Below are 22,854 nucleotides of genomic sequence, written 5' to 3'. Positions count from 1 at the left end.
CCCCACAGACAGGTTCACCCGGCGAAGGAGCGGTGGCAGATGGTGCAGTCCGGCGGTGCGGCGGAGTTCGACTACGACGTGGTGGTGGTCGGGTCCGGCTTCGGCGGTTCGGTCGCGGCGCTGCGGCTGACCGAGAAGGGCTACCGGGTCGCCGTCCTGGAGGCCGGGCGGCGCTTCGACCGGGACGAACTGCCCAGGAACTCCTGGGACCTGCCGAACTACCTGTGGGCGCCGCGGCTCGGGCTGTACGGCATCCAGCGCATCCACCTGCTGGCCAATGTGCTGATCCTGGCCGGCGCCGGGGTCGGCGGCGGCTCGCTGAACTACGCCAACACCCTGTACGTGCCGCCGAAGGCCTTCTTCGAGGACCGGCAGTGGCGCCACATCACCGACTGGCAGCAGGAGTTGGCGCCGTTCTACGACCAGGCGCAGCGGATGCTCGGGGTCCGGCTCAACCCGACCCTCACCCCGTCCGACGTCCACCTCAAGGCGGCCGCCGAGCGGATGGGCGTCGGCGACACCTTCCACATGGCGCCGGTCGGGGTCTTCTTCGGCGACGGCGAGGACGCCGGGGGCACCTCCCGGACGGAGTCCGGGGGAGGCGCGGCCGAGGCGGCCCCGGGGGGCGAGGTGGCCGACCCGTACTTCGGCGGCGCCGGCCCGGCCCGCAAGGCCTGCGTGGAGTGCGGCGAGTGCATGACCGGCTGCCGGCACGGCGCCAAGAACATGCTCACCGAGAACTACCTGTACCTGGCCGAGAAGGGCGGCGCGGAGATCCACCCGCTCACCACGGTGGCCCGGATCCGGGAGATCGGCGGGGCCGACGGGGACCGGGGCTTCGCCGTGGACGTGCGCCGCACGGACGCGCGCTCGAAGACCGACCGGGTGAAGGCGGGCGCGCGGACCATCACGGCGGCCCGGGTGGTCGTCGCGGCCGGCACCTACGGCACCCAGTCGCTGCTGCACCGGATGCGGGACGGCGGCCACCTGCCCCGGATCTCGGAGCGGCTGGGCGAGCTGACCCGGACCAACTCCGAGGCGCTGGTGGGGGCGCAGACCACCGACCGGCGCTACGGCGCCAAGGCGGACTTCACCAAGGGCGTGGCGATCACCTCCTCGATCCACCCGGACGCCAACACCCACATCGAGCCGGTCCGCTACGGCAAGGGCTCCAACGCGATGGGCGCACTGTCCATCGCCCAGGTCAGGGGCGGCGGAACGCTCCCGCGCTGGCTGCGCTTCCTGGGCAACTCGGCGCTCCACCCGGTGACCTTCGCCCGCTCGATGAACCAGCGCCGCTGGTCCGAGAAGACGATCATCGGCCTGGTGATGCAGTCGCTCGACAACTCGATCACCGTCTCGCTGAGGAAGGGCCCGCTCGGCAAGGCCCGGCTCACCTCCGCCCAGGGCCACGGCGAGCCCAACCCGACCTGGATCCCGGCGGCCGAGCGCGGTGCCCAGGCGCTGGCCGACGAGATCAACGGCTTCCCCGGCAGCACCGTCGGCGAGATCTTCGACATCCCGATGACGGCGCACTTCCTGGGCGGCTGCCCGATCGGCGACGCCCCCGGGACCGGCGTGGTGGACCCGTACCACCGGCTGTACGGCTACCCGGGGATCAGCGTGGTGGACGGTTCGGCCGTCTCCGCCAACCTGGGCGTCAACCCCTCGCTCACCATCACGGCCCAGGCCGAGCGCGCCCTGTCGATGTGGCCGAACAAGGGCGAGGTGGACCCGCGCCCGGCCCAGGGCGAGGAGTACCGGCGGGTCGCGGCCGTGGCGCCGGTGCGGCCGGCCGTGCCCGAGGGCGCGTTCGGCGCGCTGCGGCTGCCGCTGCTGCCCGTCCCGGAGGTCCCGAAGAAGCGCGGCTGAACCCGGTCCGGCGGGCCAATCCGCCTGCGCCGGTTCCCGGTTGACAGCCGTTCGGGTCCGATGGGATAAACGGGCTCCCTGGGGCGGCCAGGAACTCGTCGAGCGGGGGGAACGCGGGCCATGGCCAACTGCACATCGTGCGGGGCGACTTCGGCGGAGGGGGCGCCCGCCTGCGGGTCGTGCGGCCGGCCGTTCGCGCCCCCGGCCCCGCCGACCGCCCCGCCGAGCGCCGTCCCGCCGGCCGTCCCGCCGGCCGTCCCGCCGACAGCTGTCCCGCCGCCACCGCCGGGTGCGGCTGCGCCCGTGCCGCCGCCCGTGCCGCCGCCCGGGTACGGGCCGCAGCCGGAGTACGGGCCGCAGCCGGGGTACCGGCCCGCGGCCGCGGCCCCGCCCGCCCTGGGCAGCTGGGGCGCCGGGCAGTCGTACGACAGGCAGCCCGCCCTCCAGCGCCTGCTGACGGCCGCGGACTGGCGCCCGGCGGCCAGGGCGGCCGTCGCGCCGACCCTCGTCCTGCTGGCCGTGGCGCTGATCGCGGCGGTCCCCAGCGACTACCAGTACCAGTACCGGTTCGAGGCGCCCGGCTTCGGCGAGCGTTTCGGCGCGATGCTGTCGATGACCCTGAACGCGCTCGGCGCGCCGTTCCGGCTCGCCTACCAGAGCTCGGTGGGCCGGGGCCCGGACGGCTGGACCGAGACCGTCCGGGTGCTGCCGATGACCGTCACGGTCCTGTGGTGCCTGGCGCTCTGGCTCGGCCTGCGGGCCGGGCTGCGCCGGCGCAAGGCGGCCGAGGGCCAGCTGACCCGGGGCCAGGCCGCCGCCGAGGCGATGCGCACCGCGGCGGTCCTCGCGGCGGTGAGCCTGGCGCTCGGCCTGGTCGGCGGTACGGACTGGAGCCCGGACGGCCGCGGCGTGAAGTCCGACTACTTCGACTCCCGGGGGAAGCCGGAGCTGCTGGTCACCGCGGACTCCGGCTGGCTGGAGGCGGTCGCCTGGACCGTGGTGCCGGCCGCCCTGCTGGCCTTCCTGGTGTACGGCACCGACGCGCTGCGCTGGGCGGCCTGGCGCAGCCGCTCGGTGCGCGGCTGGGCGGTGGCCGCGCTGACCGCCGGCCAGGCGCTCGCGGTCTCGGTGGGGCTGTCCTCGGTGGCGGCCTTCCTGCTGGTCGCGCTGAACAGCGACGACGGGGCGTTGACCGGGGTCTCGCTGGCCTTCCTGCCCAACCTCGGCCTCGGCCTGCTCGGCTTCGGCTCGGGGGCGGGCTTCCGGACGCACACCGGTCTGTCCGGTGACGGCGGCGGCTCGTGGCGCGACCGCAGCAACGACACCGAGTTCTCCTTCTTCGACCTGCGGGACCTGAGCGCCGACTGGCGCTGGGCCGGCCTGGCCGCGCTCGTCGCGGCGGGCGTGCTCGGCTGGGCGGCGTACCGGCGGCGCCTGGACGCGACCGACCGGCTGCGCCTGGCGGCCCTGCACGCCGGGGCGCTCACCCTGCTGATGGCGCTCTCCGGGGCGCGGCTGGTGGAGACCACGTCCATGACGGGCTGGACCGAGACCGCCCGGATGGAGTTCTCCCAGGAGTCCTCGGCCGGGCTGGTGTTCCTGGGCACGCTGGTGGCCAACGCGGTCTGGGCGCTGGTCGGCGCCCTGCTGGTGCCGCCGCTGCTGGTGGCCGTCCGCGACCGGGGCGCGGGCGCGCCGAACGGCGCGGTGCCGTACGCCGAGTCCCCGTTCGCCCGTGCCCAGGGCGGCGCGCCGCACCCGGCGGCGGTGCCGCCGCAGGTGCCGTACGCGACGCCGCCGCACGGCGTTCCGGCGCAGCAGGGCGGTCCGGTGCCGGGGTACGGCGGGCCGGCGCGGGCCGTCGTGCCGCAGGACGCGCCGTTCGACTCCGGCGGCGGGGTGAGCGAGGTGCTCGACTCGCACGAGGAGCCGCCCGCCCCGGCCGGCGGGGCGCCGGTGCCCGGCGCGGTGCCGCCGCCCCCGGCCGAGGAGCCGGTCGACCCGAGCGTCTGGCGCAAGCACCCCTGACCCGGGCGGCCGTCGGGGTTGCCGGAGGCCGGGAGCGGTGCCGGAGGTCGGGAGCACGGGGAAAGGGCAAAGGGCCCCGCGGGGGAACGGGGCCCTTTGTCGTTCAGCACTCGGCGTCAGGGCCGCGCCGGTGCTGGGGTGACGGCGCCGGGGGAGGAGCGCCGTCGTGTCGGTCGGCTTCGGGGTGCGCCGCGCGGCTCCGGCGTGGGTGGCCGGCCGTGCGGGGCGCGCACCTCCGTGCGCGGCGGGTCGGCACGCAGGTCTGCGCCGGTCCCACGCTCACGGAGCGTGAACTGACAATCGCTGCCACCGCCCTGCGGCGCGGCTGCGGAGAACGCCGTCGCGGGCCTCCTCGGTGGGCCGCGAGGCGCCGGGAGAACCGCTTACAACGAGCATCGTGCTGGACGAGGGGCTCGCTCTGCAACCGGTTCGGCACAGTTCGGCACAGAGCATTTCCCGGCGGGGCCGCCGTCGATGATCACGGTGCGTAGTGGTCCGGATGGTTGTGGCGCACGGGGACGCGCGTAGCGGCACGAGGTGGACGGGGGAGTGCGCCCGGGCGCGCACCGGAACGGACCGGGGGTGCGACGGCCGGTCCCGGGCGTCCCCGGACTCCGGCCGTCCCACCTCTCGGCCCAGTCGCGGCCGGGGTCGCTGTCCCCTGCTCGCCGGCCGCGGCACCCGCGCACGGTCCCACGGAGCCGCGCGCCCGGCGGACCGGGCGGCGGCACCACGTGCGCCGGTGGACTGGGGTGGAGCTCCACGCGTGGTCCTGCTGCCGTACGGTGCCCCCGCGGGGGCGGGCGGCGCGCCTGGCGGACGCGGCGCGGCCGTACGTTCGTCAGAAGCAACGAACCGCGGCCCCGCCCGGTCACGGTTCATTGGACGGGCAGACGAGTGAAACCGGACAGCCCGGTAGAATCGGTGTCCAGACACCCCACACCGTCCGCCGCAGCCGCAGTCCCGCCGGGGAGGCGGCCACGCGTGACACCTCGATACCGCTGCCGGAAGGCCGTCTGTGTCCTCTGCAATTCCCGTCCAGTCCGCGCCGGACAACGACCCCGTCCTGGTGGTCGACTTCGGCGCCCAGTACGCCCAGCTCATCGCCCGTCGGGTGCGTGAGGCGCGGGTCTACAGCGAGATCGTGCCGAGCAGCATGCCGGTCGCCGAGATGCTCGCCAAGAACCCCAAGGCGATCATCCTCTCCGGTGGCCCCTCGTCGGTCTACGAAGACGGCGCGCCGCAGATCGACCGCGCGATCTTCGAGGCCGGTGTCCCGGTCTTCGGCATGTGCTACGGCTTCCAGCTGATGGCCAAGAGCCTCGGCGGCACCGTCGACAACAACGGCGCCCGCGAGTACGGCCGCACCCCGCTGACCGTCTCCCGCACCGGCTCCACCCTGTTCGAGGGCGTCCCGGCGCAGCACTCGGTGTGGATGTCGCACGGCGACGCCTGCTCCGCCGCCCCGGAGGGCTTCGCCGTCACCGCCTCCACCGACCTGGTCCCGGTCGCGGCCTTCGAGAACGACGAGGCCCGGCTCTACGGCGTCCAGTACCACCCCGAGGTGCTGCACTCCGACCACGGCCAGCAGGTCCTGGAGCACTTCCTCTACCGCGGCGCCGGCATCGCCCCGACCTGGACCACCGGCAGCGTGGTCGACGAGCAGATCGCCCTGATCCGCGAGCAGGTCGGCGACAAGCGCGCGATCTGCGGCCTGTCCGGCGGCGTGGACTCCGCGGTCGCGGCCGCCCTGGTCAACAAGGCCATCGGCGACCGGCTGACCTGCGTCTACGTCGACCACGGCCTGATGCGCAAGGGCGAGACCGAGCAGGTCGAGAAGGACTTCGTGGCCGCCACCGGCGTCCAGCTGAAGGTCGTCGACGCCGCCGAGCGCTTCCTGAACGCGCTGAAGGGGGTCACCGACCCCGAGGAGAAGCGCAAGATCATCGGCCGGGAGTTCATCCGGGTCTTCGAGCAGGCCCAGGCCGAGATCGTCGCCGAGGCCGGCGAGCAGGGCGAGTCGGTCGACTTCCTGGTCCAGGGCACCCTGTACCCGGACGTGGTGGAGTCCGGCGGCGGCACCGGCACCGCCAACATCAAGTCCCACCACAACGTCGGCGGCCTGCCCGAGGACCTCCAGTTCCAGCTGGTGGAGCCGCTGCGCAAGCTGTTCAAGGACGAGGTCCGGATGGTCGGCCAGGAGCTGGGCCTGCCGGAGGAGATCGTCCAGCGCCAGCCGTTCCCGGGCCCGGGCCTGGGCATCCGGATCGTCGGCGAGGTCACCGAGGAGCGTCTGGACCTGCTCCGCGACGCCGACGCGATCGCCCGCGAGGAGCTGACCGCGGCCGGTCTGGACCGCGAGATCTGGCAGTGCCCGGTCGTGCTGCTCGCCGACGTCCGCAGCGTGGGCGTGCAGGGCGACGGCCGCACCTACGGCCACCCGATCGTGCTGCGCCCGGTCTCGTCCGAGGACGCCATGACCGCCGACTGGTCGCGCCTGCCGTACGACGTGCTGGCGAAGATCTCCACCCGGATCACCAACGAGGTCCGCGACGTGAACCGCGTCGTCGTCGACGTCACCAGCAAGCCGCCGGGCACCATCGAGTGGGAGTGATCACTCCCGCCGGCCGCCGGGACGCTTCTTCGTCCTGAGGCCGATGCCTGAACGGTCGCGCCGTCGTTCCCGTACTGGAGGGAGCGACGGCGCGACCGTTTGCGGTGCGGGCGTCGCTCTCCGGGAGGACCTCCCACCGAAAGCGGCCGGGAGCGGGCAGAATGCGGACCGGACCTGTCAGGGACTGGCAGGCGGCGAGGGAAGGTGTGAGGGATGTCGGAGGCCAGCAACTCGGTGCCGGCCGGTGGCGGCGCGGCCGGCCGCGCCGCCGGGGCGGCGCAACTGCGGGCGCTCGCGTCCAAGTACGCGCTGCTGCCCCTGCGGCTCTTCCTCGGCGTCACCTTCGTCTACGCCGCGCTCGACAAGCTCTCCGACGCCCACTTCCTGGCCGGGGCGGGCGACCCGGCGTCCTTCGTCTCGCAGACCCGGGCCGCCAAGGCGGGCGGCAGCCCGATCTCCTTCCTGCTCGGCCCCGCCCTGGACCACCCGACCCTGTTCGCGCTCGCCGTCGCCTTCGGCGAGCTGGCGGTGGGCCTGGGCACCCTGCTCGGCCTCTGGGGCCGGGCCGCCGCGCTCGGCGGCGCGCTGCTCAGCCTCAGCCTGTGGCTGACCGTCAGCTGGAGCGTCTCGCCGTACTACCTCGGCAACGACCTGGCCTACCTGATGGCCTGGACGCCGCTGCTGCTGGCCGGCACCCCGTACCTGTCGGTGGACGGCTACCTGGCCCGCCGGGCCGGACGGGACCGCGCGCGCGGGCTGGGCGAGGACCACGTCAAGCGCCGGGCCCTGGTGGACGGCGGGATCGCGGCCGTCGCGATCGGCGGGGCCGGGCTGCTCACCGGCTCGCTGACCCGGACCTTCGGCCGGGACAGGTCGGCCGCGCCCGAGCCGTCGGCGGCCCCGGTCTCCGCCGTCCCGTCCGCCGCGGCCCCGGCCTCCGGCGCCCCGGCGACGGCGCCCACGGTGCCCGCCGCGAGCGTGCCGGTCGGCGGATCGGCCCAGGTCAAGGACCCGGCCACCGGGGACGCCGTCTACATCGTCCAGCCCAAGGCCGGCCAGTACTGCGCCTTCTCCGCGGTGTGCACCCACTCCGGCTGCGCCGTGGACGCGCCGAAGAACGGCCAGCTGTACTGCCCCTGCCACGGCTCCCGGTTCGACGCCGCGACCGGTGCGGTGGTCAACGGGCCGGCGGTCAAGCCGCTGCCCAAGTACGCCGTCAGCAAGGACGGGGACCGGCTGGCCCTGGGCCCGCAGCAGAGCTGAGGGCCCGGAGCCGGTCAGGGGCGGCGCGGGACGTCCGGGGGCCTGCCCCGGCCGCTCACTCCTCGCGGTCGGGCCGGCCGCGCCGGGCCACCGCCGCGACCGCGCCGGCCAGGCCGCCGACACCGAGCACGATGAAGGTGACCGGGATGACGATCCGCCCGTTCACCGACTGGTCGTTGAGCGCCGCGACCAGGTAGAGCACCGCGAGTACGGTGAACAGCGCGCCCGCGATCAGCGAGAACAGGTCGAGCCGGTGCTTCCTCACTGCTGGACCACCTTGATGTTGCCGAGCCCGATTCCGAGTTCGAGATTGAGGGTCCCCTTGGCCGGCTGCCCGTTGGCAGGGCCGATCAGGTAGGTGTGCCGCCCGGTGCCGTCGCTCCGCTCACCCGGGACGGTGACGTTGCCCAGGCCGATCCGGGTCACCAGGTTCACCGTGATGTCGTCCGGCACGGTGACCGTCATGTCGCCGGTTCCGAGGTCGACCTTGGTGGCGAGGGTGGCCCCCGCCGGGTCGAGCGCGGAGAGGTCGAGCCTGATCTGCCCGGCGCCCAGGTTGTACCGGTCGCGCAGGTCGGTCGCCGAGGCGACGGTCCAGTCGCGATCGCCGACGGCGTTGCGCACGGAGTCCGGCGAGTGGCCGACGAAGGCCAGCGCCAGGGTGAGCAGCAGGCCGGTCACCGCCAGCCGGCGGGCCCGGCCGAACTTCGCGCCGACCAGCAGCGTCAGGCCCACCACCAGCAGCGCGGCGGCCAGCACCGTCGCACCCAGCACGGTGGGGTCGTGGTGGTCGGCGGAGGCGGCCCAGACCGCGGCGCCCGCGCCGATCGCCAGCAGGAAGCCGAAGAAGCCGAGCGCCGAGCGCTCCCGGGGGCGCCGTACGGCGGCGGGCGCGGGGCGTCGCCCGGGGTGCTCCTTGCGCAGCGGGTCGCCCTGCGGCAGGTCGGCGCGCTGCCACCAGGGCCGGGCCGGGCCACCGGCCGGCGGCACCGGGGTGCCGAAGGGCGGGGTCGGGGTGGCCGAGGAGCCGCCCCCGTACGGATTGCGCTCGGGGTGGCGGGGGTCCCACAGGTAGCCGCCGGCGCCGGGGGCCGGGCTGTCGGCGGGGCCCTTTCCGGCGGCCCGGGCGGACTCGTCCTGCTCCGGCCGCGGCCAGCGGTAGGCCCCGGCGCTCCCGGCGCCCGCCGCGCCGCCGGTGACCCCGGTGACCCCGGTGCCCTCGGACCCGTCGGACCCCGGGAAGCGGCGGTCGTACGGCCCGCCGCCGCGGCGGTCGCGCCCCCGGCCGCGGCCCCGGCGGCGCTCCGGGTCGTAGCGCACCGCCAGGAAGACCAGGGCGGCGAGCAGCAGCAGCGGGAACATCTGGTCCCCGTCGCCCATCGAGGAGAAGAACACCCCGGTGCCGATCACGGTCAGCAGCACCGCGCCGACCGACTGGCCGTCCACCCGCCCGGTGAGCACCCGCTGGAGCTCGGTGCGCCCGCCGCGGCCCTTGGACTCGTCGTCGGTCGGGACGATCAGCCAGGCCAGGCCGTACAGGAACAGCCCGAGGCCGCCGGAGAGGCAGAGCACCACCGTGACGATCCGGAAGACCACCGGGTCGATGTCCAGGTGCCGGCCGAGGCCGCCGCAGACGCCGGCCACCACGCGGTGGTGCTCGGCCCGGGTCAGTGGCGGGCGGTCCGGTTCCGGCGGGGCGGCGGGCCCGGCCTCCTCGATGCGGGGGTCCTCGGTCATGGGCACCATCCTTCCGGCAGGGGCGGGCCCGGCCCAACCGGGTCGATCCCTGTCCGTACCCTGACTTGTCCCTGATACGCGATGGGGACACACCCTGATGCGCCCGTGGGCGCGCGCGTGGAACCATCGGTGCCGTGGCAGCCCCCGGTACCGATCCCCGACCCACCGCCCCCGACGCCGCGTCGTCGGCCGGCGCCGACCCGAGCGCGCCCGACGACGGGAGGCCGCCCTACCGGCGGCTCTACCGCAGCCCGCAGGGACGGATGCTCGGCGGCGTCGCGCACGGCCTGGCGGTGCACCTCGGGCTGCCGGTGCGGTGGGTGCGGATCGCCTTCGTCGTGCTGTTCTTCGCGCAGGGGATCGGCGCCCTGCTGTACGCCGCGTTCTGGTTCGTGGTGCCGATCGGCATCGGCGAGCCCTCGCAGCGCGGCGGCGCCCAGTGGGTGTACGTCAACGGGGTGTTCGTCCCGGCCTCGCCCGGGGTGCAGGGCGGCCTGCTGAGCAAGGGCGGCCAGGCCGGCGGCTGGGTGGCCCGGATGCGCCGGCTGCTCCAGCACACCCTGCAGGGCGAGCCGGTGGGCGCCCCCGTGGAGGGGGAGGAGGCGGCGCCGGCCGGCAAGGCCGGGCAGGGCGGCCTGGGCCAGCTCGCCGCCCTGGTGATGACGGTGATCGGCCTGATCGCCCTGCTCAACGTGCTCGGCCTGCAGACCGCCAAGCCGTACACCTGGCCGCTGCTGGCGATCGGCGTCGGCGTGGCGCTGGTCTGGCGGCAGGCCGACGACTCGCGCTGGCAGCGCTGGTTCGGCATCGAGGAGGGCGAGAAGCGGCGCGGCGCCTACACCCGGGTCGGCGCCGGCGTGCTGCTCGCGGTGGCCGGCACCATCGCGCTGCTCGCCATGCAGGGCAGCGGTTCCACGCTCGGCTCGGTGGTCGAGGCCTCGCTCGCGGTGCTGGCCGGCGTGCTGGTGCTGCTGGGCCCGTACGGACTGCGGCTCTGGCAGGACCTCGGGGCCGAGCGCACGGCCCGCATCCGCGCCCAGGAGCGGGCCGAGATCGCCGCGCACATCCACGACTCCGTGCTGCACACCCTGACCCTGATCCAGCGCCGGGCCGAGGACCCCAAGGAGGTGCTGCGGCTGGCCCGCTCGCAGGAGCGCGAGCTGCGGCTGTGGCTGTACCGCCCGGAGGCCGCCGCCGAGGCCGCGCCGGACACCATGGCGGAGAGCCTGCGGGCCGCCGTCGCCGAGGTCGAGGACCGGCACGGCGTCCCGGTGGAGCTGGTGATCGTCGGCGACTGCCCGATGGACGAGAGGATCGCGGCACAGATGCAGGCCGCGAGGGAGGCGACCGTCAACGCGGCCAAGTACGGTGGCGGGGGACCGGTCCAGGTCTACGCCGAGGTGGAGGGGAGGACGGTGTCGGTGTTCGTCCGCGACCACGGCCCCGGCTTCGACCCCGACACGGTGCCCGAGGACCGGATGGGCGTACGGGAGTCGATCATCGGCCGGATGAAGCGCAACGGCGGCACCGCTCGGGTGCGGCCGGCTGCGGGCGGCGGCACCGAGGTCGAGTTGGAGATGGAGAGAGCGGATGACTGAGGCAGCTCCGGAGCGTTCTGCGCGGGTCGTGCTGGTGGACGACCACCGGATGTTCCGGACGGGGGTCAGGGCCGAGATCGGCCGCACCGAGGTGACCGGCATCGACGTGGTCGGCGAGGCCGACGACGTGGACTCGGCGGTCCGCGTGGTCGCCGAGACCAGGCCGGACGTGGTGCTGCTCGACGTCCACCTGCCGGGCGGCGGCGGCGTCGAGGTGCTGCGCCGCTCGGCCGGGGTGATGGGCGAGGGGTCGGGCGGCGCGGCGCGCGGCGGCTCGGACAAGAGCGGTGGCGAGCGACGGGAGGGCGTGAAGTTCCTGGCGCTGTCGGTGTCGGACGCCGCCGACGACGTCATCGGCGTCATCCGCGGCGGTGCGCGCGGCTACGTCACCAAGACCATCACCGGCGCCGACCTGGTGAACGCGATCTTCCGGATCGCCGACGGCGACGCGGTGTTCTCGCCCCGGCTGGCCGGCTTCGTGCTGGACGCCTTCGCCGCCACCGACACCCCGCCGGTGGACGAGGACCTGGACCGGCTCACCCAGCGCGAGCGGGAGGTCCTGCGGCTGATCGCCCGCGGCTACGCCTACAAGGAGATCGCCAAGCAGCTCTTCATCTCGGTGAAGACGGTCGAGAGCCACGTCTCCGCGGTGCTGCGCAAGCTCCAGCTGAGCAACCGCCACGAGCTGACCCGCTGGGCCACCGCCCGCCGTCTGGTCTGAGGTTCTGAGGTTCTGAGGGGCTGGGGCGTCCGGCGCCCCCGAAGGCCGGTGCGGGCCCGTCCGACCGGCCCGCACCGGCCCGCACCGGCCCGCACCGGGCCCGGTCGCCCGGGGCGGGCGGGCTTGTCGGTGGGTGGCCATAGACTCGATGTGCCATGAGTAGCCTCTTTGACGACCTTCCGCTCCCCGGTTTCGAGGCACCCGCCGCCGGGTCGAAGCAGCCCGCAGCTCCCCTCGACGAGGAGCCCCCGCCGTACGACGACGACGTTCCGTACGACGCGTACGAGGAGGCCATCCCGGACGGGCTGTTCCGGACCGACCACTCCGCCGAGGCGGAGCGGGACGCCTGGTACCGCAACGGCGCCGCGCGGACGGTGGTGGACCCGGCGCAGCTGCTGGAGGGGATGAACGACCCGCAGCGCGAGGCGGTGCTGCACGCGGGCTCGCCGCTGCTGATCGTGGCCGGCGCCGGCTCGGGCAAGACCCGGGTGCTGACCCACCGGATCGCCCACCTGCTGGGCGCCCGCGGGGTGCAGCCGGGGGAGATCCTGGCGATCACCTTCACCAACAAGGCGGCCGGCGAGATGCGCGAGCGCGTCGAGGCGCTGGTCGGCCCGCGCGCCCGGGCGATGTGGGTCTCCACCTTCCACAGCGCCTGCGTGCGCATCCTGCGCCGCGAGTCCAAGCAGCTGGGCTTCACCTCCAGCTTCTCGATCTACGACTCGGCGGACTCGCAGCGGCTGATGTCGCTGGTCTGCCGGGACCTCGACCTGGACCCGAAGCAGTTCCCGCCGAAGTCCTTCACGGCGAAGGTCAGCAACCTCAAGAACGAGCTGATCGACGAGGAGACCTTCGCCGACCAGGCCGCCAACCCGATGGAGAAGAAGCTCGCCGAGGCGTACGCGCTCTACCAGCGGCGGCTGCGCGAGGCCAACGCGCTGGACTTCGACGACATCATCATGACGACGGTGAACCTGCTGCAGGCCTTCCCCGACGTCGCCGAGCACTACCGGCGCCGGTTCCGGCACATCCTGGTCGACGAGTACCAGGACACCAACCACGCCCAGTACATGCTGGTCAGGGAGCTGAGCGGGGGCTCCGTCGCGGCCGCGCCCAGGCGCACCGCGGACGGCGACCTCGTGAACCCGGCGGCGGGGCGGCTCGCCGAGGTGCCGCCGGCCGAGCTGTGCGTGGTCGGTGACGCGGACCAGTCGATCTACGCCTTCCGCGGCGCGACCATCCGCAACATCCTCCAGTTCGAGGAGGACTACCCGAACGCGACCACGATCCTGCTGGAGCAGAACTACCGCTCCACCCAGACCATCCTGAGCGCCGCCAACGCCGTCATCGAGCGCAACGCCAACCGCCGCGAGAAGAAGCTGTGGACGGCCGGCGAGCACGGCGAGAAGGTCATCGGCTACGTCGCGGACGACGAGCACGGCGAGGCCCAGTTCATCGCCGACGAGATCGACCGGCTCACCGACAAGGGCGAGGCCAAGCCCGGCGACGTCGCGATCTTCTACCGGACCAACGCCCAGTCCCGCGTGTTCGAGGAGGTGTTCATCCGGGTCGGCCTGCCGTACAAGGTGGTCGGCGGGGTGCGCTTCTACGAGCGCAAGGAGGTCCGGGACGTCCTGGCGTACCTGCGGGTGCTCTCCAACCCGGAGGACACCGTGCCGCTGCGCCGGATCCTCAACGTGCCCAAGCGCGGCATCGGCGAGCGGGCCGAGGCGATGATCGACGCGCTGGCCGCGCGGGAGCGGATCTCCTTCGCCCGGGCGCTGGTCCGGGTCGACGAGGCCTACGGGATGGCCGCGCGCTCGGCCAACGCCGTCAAGAAGTTCAACACCCTGATGGCCGGGCTGCGCCAGGTCGTCGAGTCGGGCGCGGGCCCGGCGGCGGTGCTGGAGGCCGTCCTGGAGGAGACCGGCTACCTGGCCGAGCTCCAGGCGTCGACCGATCCGCAGGACGAGACCCGGGTGGAGAACCTCCAGGAGCTCGCCTCCGTCGCCCTGGAGTACGAGCAGGACCCGGGCGAGCGGCCGGAGGGCGACGCCGAGGGCACGCCGCCGGTCGGCTCGCTGGCCGACTTCCTGGAGCGGGTCGCGCTGGTCGCCGACTCCGACCAGATCCCGGACGACGACGAGAACGGGCAGGGCGTCATCACGATGATGACCCTGCACACCGCCAAGGGCCTGGAGTTCCCGGTGGTCTTCCTGACCGGCATGGAGGACGGGATCTTCCCGCACATGCGGGCGCTCAACCAGGTCAAGGAGCTGGAGGAGGAGCGCCGGCTCGCGTACGTCGGGCTCACCCGGGCCCGCGAGCGGCTGTACCTGACCCGCTCGGTGCTGCGCAGCGCCTGGGGGCAGCCGGCCTACAACCCGGCCTCGCGGTTCCTGGAGGAGATCCCGGAGACGCTGGTGGAGTGGAAGCGCACCGGGGCGGCGCAGGCGCCGGTCCAGCGCGGCTTCTCCTCCGGCTCGTCCTGGGGCAGGTCCTCGTCCGGGGGCGGCGGTTCGCGGTCCTCGTCGACGGCGGCCGCGCCGAAGGCGGGCTGGGGGCAGTCGGCCCGGCGCGGCGGCCGGACGGTGGAGCGCGAGGCCGTCTCGCTCGCGGTCGGCGACCGGGTCACCCACGACAGCTTCGGGCTGGGCACGGTGATGGCCGTCACGGGCGCCGGCGACCGGGCGCAGGCCACCGTCGACTTCGGTGCCGAGGGCCGCAAGCAGCTGCTGCTGCGCTACGCGCCCGTCGAGAAGCTGTAGGGCGGCTCAGCGCGGGTCCAGCCCGTTCGCGAGGAACCAGGGCAGCGGGTCGATCGGTCCGCTGCCCTGCGGCCGGATCTCGAAGTGCAGGTGCGGGCCGGTGCTGTTGCCGCTGGTGCCGACGAAGGCGATCACGTCGCCCTGCTTCACCGGGCCCTTGCGCACCTTGTACGCCCGCAGGTGGCAGTACCAGGCCTCGGTGCCGTCGGGCATCTTGAGGATCGTCATGTAGCCGTAGAACGGGTTCCACTGGGTGCGCAGGGTGCCGTCGGTCACGGCGTAGACCTCGGAGCCGCCGTCCACCGGGAAGTCGATGCCGGTGTGCCGGTTGGCCCAGTGGGTGCCGGCCTCGCCGAACTGTTCGCCGAGACCGTGCCGGGCGACCGGCATGACCACCTTGGGCCCGGCCGGCTCGGGCGCCGGCTCGGCGGTGGGCTGCGCGGTGGGGGCCTCGGTGGGCTGGGCACCGGCCAGCGGCAGGCGGGCGTCGCCGCGCGAGGCCTGGGTCGGCGCGCCGGCCGCGACCGCCTGGGCCGCCGCCTGAGCGGCGGTGGTGTCCGGGGCGTTGTCGACCGCGGTCCGCGGCACCTGTCCGGCGGCCTGGGCGCGCTGCTGGTCGGCCTCCCCCTGCACCGTGATCGCCGCCGCCGCGGCCACCCCGAGCGCGGCCACCGACGGCAGCGCGACCCGCAGCAGCGCCGTCCGGGTGGCCGCCCTGGCGGCGCCGCGGCGCTGGGCACGGGACTGCTCGCGGGCGGCGAGGCGCAGCTCCGCGCGGGTCGGACGGGCGGCTGCATCGGGAGCCATCGGGGGCTGCCTCCTCGGTGGGCCTCGGACGTCGTCGGGCGGGGGAAGACAGCCGTGACTGTAGCTCCCTGGCCGACGCCCCGGAAAAACCTCCGGATGTCAAGGGGGCGGCCGGGGGGTCTGTGCGGAGGTTGCGGGGAGGAGGGGTAGGCCCGCCGGTGGCAAGGCCCGGAGCTGTGACTTTGCCCTCCTCTTGGGAGGTGGCACGGTCAACCGTGCCGGGTGGCGCTAACCTCCCCTCAGGTTGGTTATTGACCGTTAACCGCGCCGGCGGCCCACGAGGCCCGGTCGGATGGTGGACGACGACGTCCAGGAGGCAGTCATGAGTGTGTCGGGGCCGATCCGTGTGGTGGTCGCCAAGCCCGGGCTCGACGGTCACGACCGTGGTGCCAAGGTCATCGCGCGCGCCCTGCGCGACGCCGGTATGGAGGTCATCTACACCGGACTGCACCAGACGCCCGAGCAGGTCGTCGACACCGCGATCCAGGAGGACGCGGACGGCATCGGGCTGTCCATCCTCTCCGGCGCCCACATGACGCTGTGCGCGCGGGTCCTGGAGCTGCTGAAGGAGCGCGACGCGGAGGACATCAAGGTCTTCTGCGGGGGGATCATCCCGGACGAGGACATCGCCGAGCTCAAGGCGATGGGTGTCGCGGACATCTTCACCCCGGGCACGCCGACCCGCGACGTGGTCGCCTGGGTCGAGTCGAACCTGCGGGCCGGCTGAACCACCGCGCGTCGAGCGGGCCGCCCCTCCCCGGGGCCGGCCCGCTCCGCCGTTCCGGGGCCCGGAAAGCCCCGGAAAGCCCCGGGCCGGCCCGTCGGCCCCGTCGGCCCCGTCGGCCCCGGCAGCCCCGGCTCAGCCCGCCAGCTCCGAGAGCATCGCCGCCCGGAAGCGCAGGGTGCCGGCCAGTCGGGCGAAGGTCTCGGACCACGCGGAGTCCGGGGCGGCCCCGGCGGCCAGCTCCTCCACCGCGGCGGCCGTCTCCGGGGCGAGCGCGCGCTCCGTCATCCCGAGCACCCCGCTGTGGCTCCACGGGTACGCCCCGGAGGCCGCCGCCCGGGCCAGGGCGGTCACCACGGCGGTGGACAGCGGCGGCGTCCACGGGGTGGCGCAGGCGCCGAGCAGCTGGAAGGCCTCGCCCAGCCCGTGCGCCGTGATGAACGCCGCCGTCCAGACGGCCCGCTCCTCCGGCGGGAGGACGGCCAGCAGCTTGGCCGGGGCGCCGGTGGCGCGCGCCGCGCGGGCCCGCGCACCGCGCCCGGACGGGGCCGGGCCGAGCAGCGCCCGCGCCCAGTCGGCGTCCTGCTGGCGGACGGCGGCCCGCGCCCAGGCCTCCCGCAGGTCGTCGGCCCAGCTGCTGCTGGTCTCGTCGATGCTGTCGCCGACCCGCAGGGCGAGCAACTGCTCGGGCGTCAGCCCGGTGCTCTCCGGCCAGAGCGACAGCGGCGCGGCGGCCACCACCTCGCCGAACCACCAGGCCCGTTCGCCGCGCCCGGTGGGCGACTTGGGCGCGATCCCGTCGCGCTGCATCTGCGCGTCGCACTCGGCGGGCGGGGTGACCAGCAGATGCGTGCCGGTGCCGGCGAGCCGGACGGCGGCCCGCGCCCGCTCGGCCATCCGGCGGGCCAGGGCCGAGCCGGGCAGGGTGGAGAGCAGTTCGGCGGCGGTGGCCCGGACGTTCTTGCTGCGGTCGCCGAGGGCGGCCTCCAGGAACGGTTCGTCGGCGGGGGAGAGGCCGTCCTGGAGGGCGTCCAGGAAGAGCAGGCGGTCCTCGGCGCGCTCGGTGGACCAGGTGCCGCGCAGCAGTTCCAGGCCGGCCGCCGGATCGCGGCGGCGCAGCAGCGTGAGGTGGGTGACCCGCTCGGCGAACAGGCCCTCGTGCCAGAGCCGGTCGTCCGTCGGCTGCTGCGGCAGGTCGGGGGCGGTGGTGCGCAGCACGAACCGCCAGTCGGGGTTCTGCTCGGCCAGCCAGCGGCCCGGCGGACCGGCCAGGGCCACGGCGTCGGGGCGCAGTTCGCTGCGGGCGCGGGCGGCGTCGAGCAGGCCGGGTATCAGCGCGGCGGGCGGGCGCAGGCCCCGGGCCCGGGCGGTGGTGAGCCACTGCGGCAGCAGCTCGGCCAGGTTGGCCAGGGTGCCGCCGCCGCTGCCGGCCCGCCCCGAGAGCAGGACGGCCAGCCGGCGGGCGGCCGGCTCGGGCAGCTCCGGGCGGGTGTCCTCGGCCGCGGGCGGGCCGGGCGGCCCGGCGGCCGGTACGGGCAGCGCTCCGGCCCGGCGGCGGACGGCGGCCAGCGCGGCCAGCTCCAGCAGGGCGGTGGCCGGATCGCCCCGGTCCACGGCGTCGGCGAGCGGAAGGGCGGTGGCCGGGAGCGGGCGGCGGTCGGTGCCGAGCAGGGCGCTGGTGTGCAGGGTCTCCCACGGGTCCTGGGTGATCGTCATGCCGGGTTCTCCTGGGGAGTGTCTGGGGCGTGTCTAAGCGTTGGTGAGGCCGACCGGGGGTCGGCCGGCGGCCCAGGCCGTGACCGGGGCGAAGCCCTGGTGGCCGTACTCGCCGAAGACCGTCACCGGGCGGCCGGTGGAGACGGCGGCCAGCCGCCACAGGGCCGTCTCCGGGACGGTCGAGGCGCGGACCGGCACGGTGTGGTGGCCGTCCGTCAGGAACCAGCCGTCCGGGGTGCGGACCGGGACGACGTCGCCGAGCACCGTCGGCCGGCTCTCCAGCCACGGGTCGTCGGCGACGGCGGTGCCGTAGCCGGCCACCGCCTCGGCGACGGTGAGCCCGGCGGGCGGTTCGGCGGGGCCCGGCTCGGGGGCGCCGTAGCGCTCGCCGAGGGTGGCGCGCAGCGGGTGGGCGCCCGGGTGGTAGGCGAGGTCGGCCTCCACCAGGCGGCCGGTGGGCAGGGCGAGGGCGGGGGCCTGGCCGGTGCGGCCGAAGGAGAGCAGCAGCGCCGGGCGGCCGGTCTTGGCGCCGCGCAGCCAGATCCGGCGGGTGATGAGCCGCTCGTCCGAGGTGTCGCGGCTGCCGAGCACCAGCCAGCGGTCGCGGACGGTCGGGCCGGCCAGCACCTCGTTGCTCTCCACGGTGTAGCCGACCCGGGTGCGGACGGTGGCGGCCAGCTCGGCGGGCAGTTCGTCCAGCCGGGTGGCGGCGGTGGCGAGCAGGTGCAGCATCGCGTACTCCTCCAGCAGCCGCTCCTGCGGCAGCGCGTCCAGTTCGCGGACCCGGGCGGCCAGGCCGGGGGCCTGTGCGTCGACCATCCGGGCGGCGACCTCCTCCCAGGGCCCGGCGGTGGACCGGTCGGCGAGGCCGTGCCGGACCCGGTCGGCCAGCCGCAGCCGCAGTTCGGCCGCGCCGGCCGCGACCCGGGCGCCGCGCCGCTCGGCCCGGCGCCGGGCGCCCTCCGGATCGACGACCTGCTCCTTCACGCGCTTCTCGGCGCGCTCCTGGCGGGACGTGAGCCACTCGGCCACCCAGTCGGCGGGTTCCCCGGCCGGGACGGCCTGCGGGGTGCCGCTCCACAGCAGGAGGAGCCCGAGCGCGTGCTTGCACGGGAACTTCCGGCTGGGGCAGCTGCACTGGTAGGCGGGCGTGGCGAGTTCGATCGCGGTGCGGTACGGCGTGCGGCCGCTGCCCTTGCACTCGCCCCACAGCGCGGTGCCGTCGGTGCCGGTGCCGGACCACGGCGCGGGCGCGGACAGCTTGCCCGCGGCCTTCTGCGAGGCGGCGTCAGGTGCCAGGGACAGGACGTGTTCGGTGCTCCAGCGTTCCTCCATGCGACCGACCGTAGGCGGCGGCACTGACATCGGCTGACGGTCCGTCCGGGGCTCGCCGGGTTGTCAGTGGCTCGGTGCAGGGTTGGTTCCACAGGCCGGGACGCCGACCTGGCTCCCCCCGATCACCCTTGCGCCCGGGGCACCCGTGTGCCCGGCGGCAGACCCGAAGGAGCCCCCATGACCGACGTTCTGCGGCAGCACGCCGAGGACGCGTTCGCCGGCGAACTGGCCGCGCTGGCCGCACAGGACGACCGTCCGCGTCCCGAGCGCTGGAAGCTCTCGCCGTGGGCCGTGGCGACGTACCTGCTCGGCGGCGAACTGCCCGACGGCACCCGGATCACCCCCAAGTACATCGGCCCGCGCCGGGTCGTCGAGGTCGCCGTGACGACCCTGGCGACGGACCGCGCGCTGCTGCTGCTCGGCGTGCCGGGCACCGCGAAGACGTGGGTGTCCGAGCACCTGGCGGCGGCGATCAGCGGCGACTCCACGATGCTGGTGCAGGGCACCGCCGGCACCCCCGAGGAGGCCGTCCGGTACGGCTGGAACTACGCCCAGCTGCTCACCCGCGGGCCCAGCCGGGACGCCCTGGTGCCCTCGCCGCTGATGCGGGCGATGGCCGAGGGCAGGATCGCCCGGGTCGAGGAGCTCACCCGCATCCCGGCCGACGTGCAGGACAGTCTGATCACCATCCTGTCGGAGAAGACGCTGCCGATACCGGAGTTGGGCTCCGAGACGCAGGCGGTGCGCGGCTTCAACGTGATCGCCACCGCCAACGACCGCGACCGCGGCGTCAACGAGCTGTCCAGCGCGCTGCGCCGCCGCTTCAACACCGTGGTGCTGCCGCTGCCGGGCTCGCTGGACGAGGAGGTCGACATCGTCACCCGCCGGGTCAACCAGCTCGGCCGCTCCCTGGAACTGCCCGAACTGCCCGGCGGCGCCGAGGAGATCAGGCGCGTGGTCACCGTCTTCCGGGAGCTGCGGGCCGGGATCACGGTGGACGGCCGGACGAAGGTCAAGACCCCGAGCGGCACCCTCTCCACCGCCGAGGCGATCTCGGTGGTGACCAACGGACTCGCGCTGGCCGCCCACTTCGGCGACGGCGTGCTGCGCGCCGGGGACGTGACGGCCGGCATCCTCGGCGCCGTCGTCCGCGACCCGGTGGCGGACCGGGCGGTCTGGCGCGAGTACGTCGAAGGGGTGGTGCGCGAGCGCGACGGCTGGAAGGACTTCTACCGCGCCGCCCGTGAGGTGGGGGCATGACGGCGCCCGAGGTCGCCCTGCTGGGCATCCGCCACCACGGCCCCGGCTCGGCCCGGGCGGTCGCCGCCGCGCTGGCGCAGTGGCGGCCGGACGCGGTGCTGATCGAGGGCCCGCCGGAGGCCGACGGCATCGTCCACCTGGCCGCGGAGAAGGACCTGGTCCCGCCGGTCGCGCTGCTCGCCCACGCGGTGGACGACCCGGCGAAGGCCGCCTTCTGGCCGTACGCCGAGTTCTCCCCGGAGTGGGTGGCGATCCGGCACGCCGTGGAGCACGACCTGCCGGTCCGCTTCATCGACCTGCCCGCCGGGCACGGCTTCGCGCCGGCCCCCGAGGAGGACGCGGAGGGGACGGCCGAGGAGGGGAAGGCCGTCGAGGGCACGGCCGCCGAGGAGGAGGACACCGGGCCGGTCGCCGACCCGCTGGCGCTGCTCGCCGAGGCGGCCGGGCACGACGACGCGGAGCGCTGGTGGGAGGACGTGGTCGAGCACCGCGCGCCCGGCGACGACGCGCTGGCGCCGTTCGCCGCCGTCGCCGAGGCGATGGGCGCGCTGCGCGCGGAGGGCCTCGGCGAGTCCCGCCGGGACCTGCTGCGCGAGGCGTACATGCGCCAGCAGATCCGTGCCGCCCGCCGCGCCGGGCACCGCAGGATCGCCGTGGTCTGCGGGGCCTTCCACGTCCCCGCGCTGGAGCGGATGCCCACCGTCGCCCACGACCGGGCGCTGCTCGCCGCACTGCCGAAGAAGGTGCGGACGGACATCACCTGGGTGCCGTGGACGCACCGCCGGCTCTCCCAGGCCACCGGTTACGGCGCGGGTGTGCAGTCGCCCGGCTGGTACCACCACCTGTTCACCACCGACGGTGACCCGGTGCCGCGCTGGCTCACCCGGGCGGCCGACCTGCTGCGCGCCGAGGACCACCCGGTCTCCTCCGCGCACGTGATCGAGGCGGTCCGGCTGGCCGAGACCCTGGCCGTGCTGCGCGGCCGCCCGCTCGCCGGGCTGACCGAGACCCTGGACGCCGTGCGCGCGGTGCTCTGCGAGGGCTCGGACGTCGCCCTGGAGCTGGTCCGGGACCGCCTGGTGGTCGGCGACGCGCTCGGCGAGGTCCCGGACGCCGCACCGGCGGTGCCGCTCCAGCGCGACCTGACCCGGTTGCAGCGCTCGCTGCGGCTCAAGCCCGAGGCCGCGCCGAAGGACGTCGACCTCGACCTGCGCAAGGACACCGACGCGGCCCGCTCCCGGCTGCTGCACCGGCTGCGGCTGCTGGGCGTGGACTGGGGCGTGCCCGCGCGCTCCTCGGTGAACTCGACCGGGACGTTCCGGGAGAGCTGGCGGCTGTGCTGGCAGCCCGAGTTCGCGGTCCGGATCGCCGAGGCCGCCCAGTGGGGCACCACGGTCGAGGAGGCCGCGGCCAACAAGGCCGTCGGCACCGCCCGCGCCGCCGGGGAACTCGCCGAGCTGACCGGCCTGGTGGAGACCTGCCTGCTGGCCGGGCTGTCCGGCGCACTGCCCGCCGTGATGCGGGTGCTCGCCGACTGCGCGGCACTGGACACCGACGTCGCGCACCTCGCGGGCGCGCTGCCCGCACTGGTCCGCGCGCTGCGCTACGGCGACGTGCGCGGCACCGACCACGGCGCGCTCGCCGAGGCGGCCGCGGGCCTGGCCGAGCGGATCTGCGTCGGACTGCCGCCCGGCTGCGTCGGCCTGGACGCGCGGGGCGCGGAGGCGATGCGCGGCCGCCTCGACGAGGTGCACGGCGCGATCGGCCTGCTGGCCGCCGATCCCGCCGACGCCACTGCCGCCGGCAGCACCACTGCCGACACCACCGCCGCCGGCACCTCGCCGGACCCGGACGGCCTGGCCGGCCTGGCCGACCGCTGGGCCGCCGCCCTGCGCTCGCTGGCCCGCCGCGAGCCGGCCGGCGGACCGGCCACCGGCGCCCCCGGGCTGCTGCGCGGCCGGGCCGTGCGGCTGCTGCTGGACGACGGCCGGCTCGACTCCGCGGAGGCCGGCCGACGGCTGCGGCTGGTGCTCTCCGCCGCCAACGCCCCGGCCGACGCGGCCGGTTGGGTCGAGGGCTTCCTGACCGGCGGCGGCGCCCTGCTGCTGCACGACCCGCGGCTGCTCGCCCTGCTGGACGAGTGGCTGACCGGGGTGAGCGGCGAGGCCTTCACCGACGTCCTGCCGCTGCTGCGCCGCACCTTCGCCGGACTGGAGGCGGGCGTGCGCACCACCATCGGCGGACGGGTCGCGGCCGGCCCGCTCGGTGAGCCGCCAGCCGTCGACGCCGCGGCCGGTGAGCTGGACCGGGCCCGGGCCGACGCCGCCGTCCCGGTGGTGGCCCTGCTGCTCGGGATCCGCCCGAGGATCCCCCGGCAGGCCGCCGGCCGCGACACCTGACACCCGCCGCGG

15 protein-coding genes and 1 pseudogene are annotated in these 22,854 nt (G+C 75.4%); 11 read left to right on the top strand and 5 right to left on the bottom strand.

Annotated features, from left to right (window positions below; translation table 11 throughout):
- The first annotated feature begins 39 nt into the window (after nt 1-39).
- From ACFVGO_RS32160 to ACFVGO_RS32140, 5 genes and pseudogenes are all read left to right on the top strand, one after another.
- Entirely contained in the window at nt 40-1,872 is a 1,833-nt protein-coding gene (locus ACFVGO_RS32160; RefSeq protein WP_380635602.1) for a GMC oxidoreductase, read from the top strand.
- A 303-nt stretch (nt 1,873-2,175) separates the two neighbouring features.
- Nucleotides 2,176-3,900 carry a hypothetical protein gene (locus ACFVGO_RS32155; protein WP_359911246.1) on the top strand — a complete coding sequence of 575 codons (1,725 nt, stop codon included), beginning with the start codon at nt 2,176-2,178 and terminating at the stop codon, nt 3,898-3,900.
- A gap of 1,018 nt (nt 3,901-4,918) precedes the next feature.
- On the top strand, nt 4,919-6,514 hold the full coding sequence (gene guaA, locus ACFVGO_RS32150) for a glutamine-hydrolyzing GMP synthase (protein WP_359911249.1): 1,596 nt from the start codon (nt 4,919-4,921) through the stop codon (nt 6,512-6,514).
- A 213-nt stretch (nt 6,515-6,727) separates the two neighbouring features.
- A pseudogene (locus ACFVGO_RS32145) lies at nt 6,728-7,261 on the top strand (DoxX family membrane protein); the annotation flags it as partial.
- Nucleotides 7,262-7,303: 42 nt separating this feature from the next.
- Entirely contained in the window at nt 7,304-7,777 is a 474-nt protein-coding gene (locus ACFVGO_RS32140; RefSeq protein WP_380355712.1) for a ubiquinol-cytochrome c reductase iron-sulfur subunit, read from the top strand.
- 55 nt (nt 7,778-7,832) lie between these two features.
- On the opposite strand, the gene ACFVGO_RS32135 is transcribed toward ACFVGO_RS32140, so the two are convergent.
- Together ACFVGO_RS32135 and ACFVGO_RS32130 are read right to left on the bottom strand one after the other, a co-directional pair.
- Complete coding sequence (locus ACFVGO_RS32135) at nt 7,833-8,042, bottom strand: hypothetical protein (protein ID WP_359911252.1); 210 nt, start codon at nt 8,040-8,042, stop codon at nt 7,833-7,835.
- On the bottom strand, nt 8,039-9,514 hold the full coding sequence (locus ACFVGO_RS32130; protein ID WP_380635595.1) for a PspC domain-containing protein: 1,476 nt from the start codon (nt 9,512-9,514) through the stop codon (nt 8,039-8,041). Before ACFVGO_RS32130 ends, ACFVGO_RS32135 begins: the two co-directional genes overlap by 4 nt.
- A gap of 263 nt (nt 9,515-9,777) precedes the next feature.
- Here ACFVGO_RS32130 and ACFVGO_RS32125 point away from each other — a divergent pair, with 263 nt between their 5' ends.
- From ACFVGO_RS32125 to pcrA, 3 genes are all read left to right on the top strand, one after another.
- Nucleotides 9,778-11,112, top strand: a complete 1,335-nt coding sequence (locus ACFVGO_RS32125) for a PspC domain-containing protein (protein ID WP_380635599.1) — start codon at nt 9,778-9,780, stop codon at nt 11,110-11,112.
- Nucleotides 11,105-11,833, top strand: a complete 729-nt coding sequence (locus ACFVGO_RS32120; RefSeq protein ID WP_359911261.1) for a response regulator transcription factor — start codon at nt 11,105-11,107, stop codon at nt 11,831-11,833. Before ACFVGO_RS32125 ends, ACFVGO_RS32120 begins: the two co-directional genes overlap by 8 nt.
- A 155-nt stretch (nt 11,834-11,988) precedes the next feature.
- A complete protein-coding gene (pcrA, locus tag ACFVGO_RS32115; RefSeq protein ID WP_380635592.1) occupies nt 11,989-14,601 on the top strand; it encodes a DNA helicase PcrA in 2,613 nt (870 codons plus the stop codon).
- Nucleotides 14,602-14,607: 6 nt separating this feature from the next.
- On the opposite strand, the gene ACFVGO_RS32110 is transcribed toward pcrA, so the two are convergent.
- The gene (locus ACFVGO_RS32110) at nt 14,608-15,408 is read right to left on the bottom strand and encodes a M23 family metallopeptidase (RefSeq protein ID WP_380635590.1); all 801 of its coding nucleotides are present in this window, start codon (nt 15,406-15,408) and stop codon (nt 14,608-14,610) included.
- A 322-nt stretch (nt 15,409-15,730) separates the two neighbouring features.
- On the opposite strand from ACFVGO_RS32110, the gene ACFVGO_RS32105 reads away from it, so the two are divergent.
- Nucleotides 15,731-16,135, top strand: a complete 405-nt coding sequence (locus tag ACFVGO_RS32105) for a cobalamin B12-binding domain-containing protein (RefSeq protein ID WP_224285525.1) — start codon at nt 15,731-15,733, stop codon at nt 16,133-16,135.
- A 132-nt stretch (nt 16,136-16,267) separates the two neighbouring features.
- On the opposite strand, the gene ACFVGO_RS32100 is transcribed toward ACFVGO_RS32105, so the two are convergent.
- Both ACFVGO_RS32100 and ACFVGO_RS32095 read right to left on the bottom strand, forming a co-directional pair.
- Nucleotides 16,268-17,848 carry a DUF5691 domain-containing protein gene (locus tag ACFVGO_RS32100; protein ID WP_380635587.1) on the bottom strand — a complete coding sequence of 527 codons (1,581 nt, stop codon included), beginning with the start codon at nt 17,846-17,848 and terminating at the stop codon, nt 16,268-16,270.
- Nucleotides 17,849-17,881: 33 nt separating this feature from the next.
- Nucleotides 17,882-19,183, bottom strand: a complete 1,302-nt coding sequence (locus ACFVGO_RS32095) for an SWIM zinc finger family protein (RefSeq protein WP_380635584.1) — start codon at nt 19,181-19,183, stop codon at nt 17,882-17,884.
- A gap of 177 nt (nt 19,184-19,360) precedes the next feature.
- Between ACFVGO_RS32095 and ACFVGO_RS32090 the strand changes: the two genes are divergently transcribed.
- Both ACFVGO_RS32090 and ACFVGO_RS32085 read left to right on the top strand, forming a co-directional pair.
- Nucleotides 19,361-20,443 carry an AAA family ATPase gene (locus ACFVGO_RS32090; RefSeq protein ID WP_359911276.1) on the top strand — a complete coding sequence of 361 codons (1,083 nt, stop codon included), beginning with the start codon at nt 19,361-19,363 and terminating at the stop codon, nt 20,441-20,443.
- Nucleotides 20,440-22,842, top strand: coding sequence for a DUF5682 family protein (locus tag ACFVGO_RS32085; RefSeq protein WP_380635580.1), 2,403 nt, complete (start codon nt 20,440-20,442; stop codon nt 22,840-22,842). The genes ACFVGO_RS32090 and ACFVGO_RS32085 overlap by 4 nt, the downstream gene beginning before the upstream one ends.
- The last annotated feature ends 12 nt before the right edge of the window (nt 22,843-22,854 follow it).

Source organism: Kitasatospora sp. NPDC057738, from assembly GCF_042798815.1.
In the GTDB taxonomy this organism is placed as follows: Bacteria; Actinomycetota; Actinomycetes; order Streptomycetales; family Streptomycetaceae; genus Kitasatospora; species Kitasatospora lactacystinica.
The sequence above is the reverse complement of the archived record's forward strand: the minus strand, read 5'-3'. Positions and strand labels throughout refer to the sequence as shown.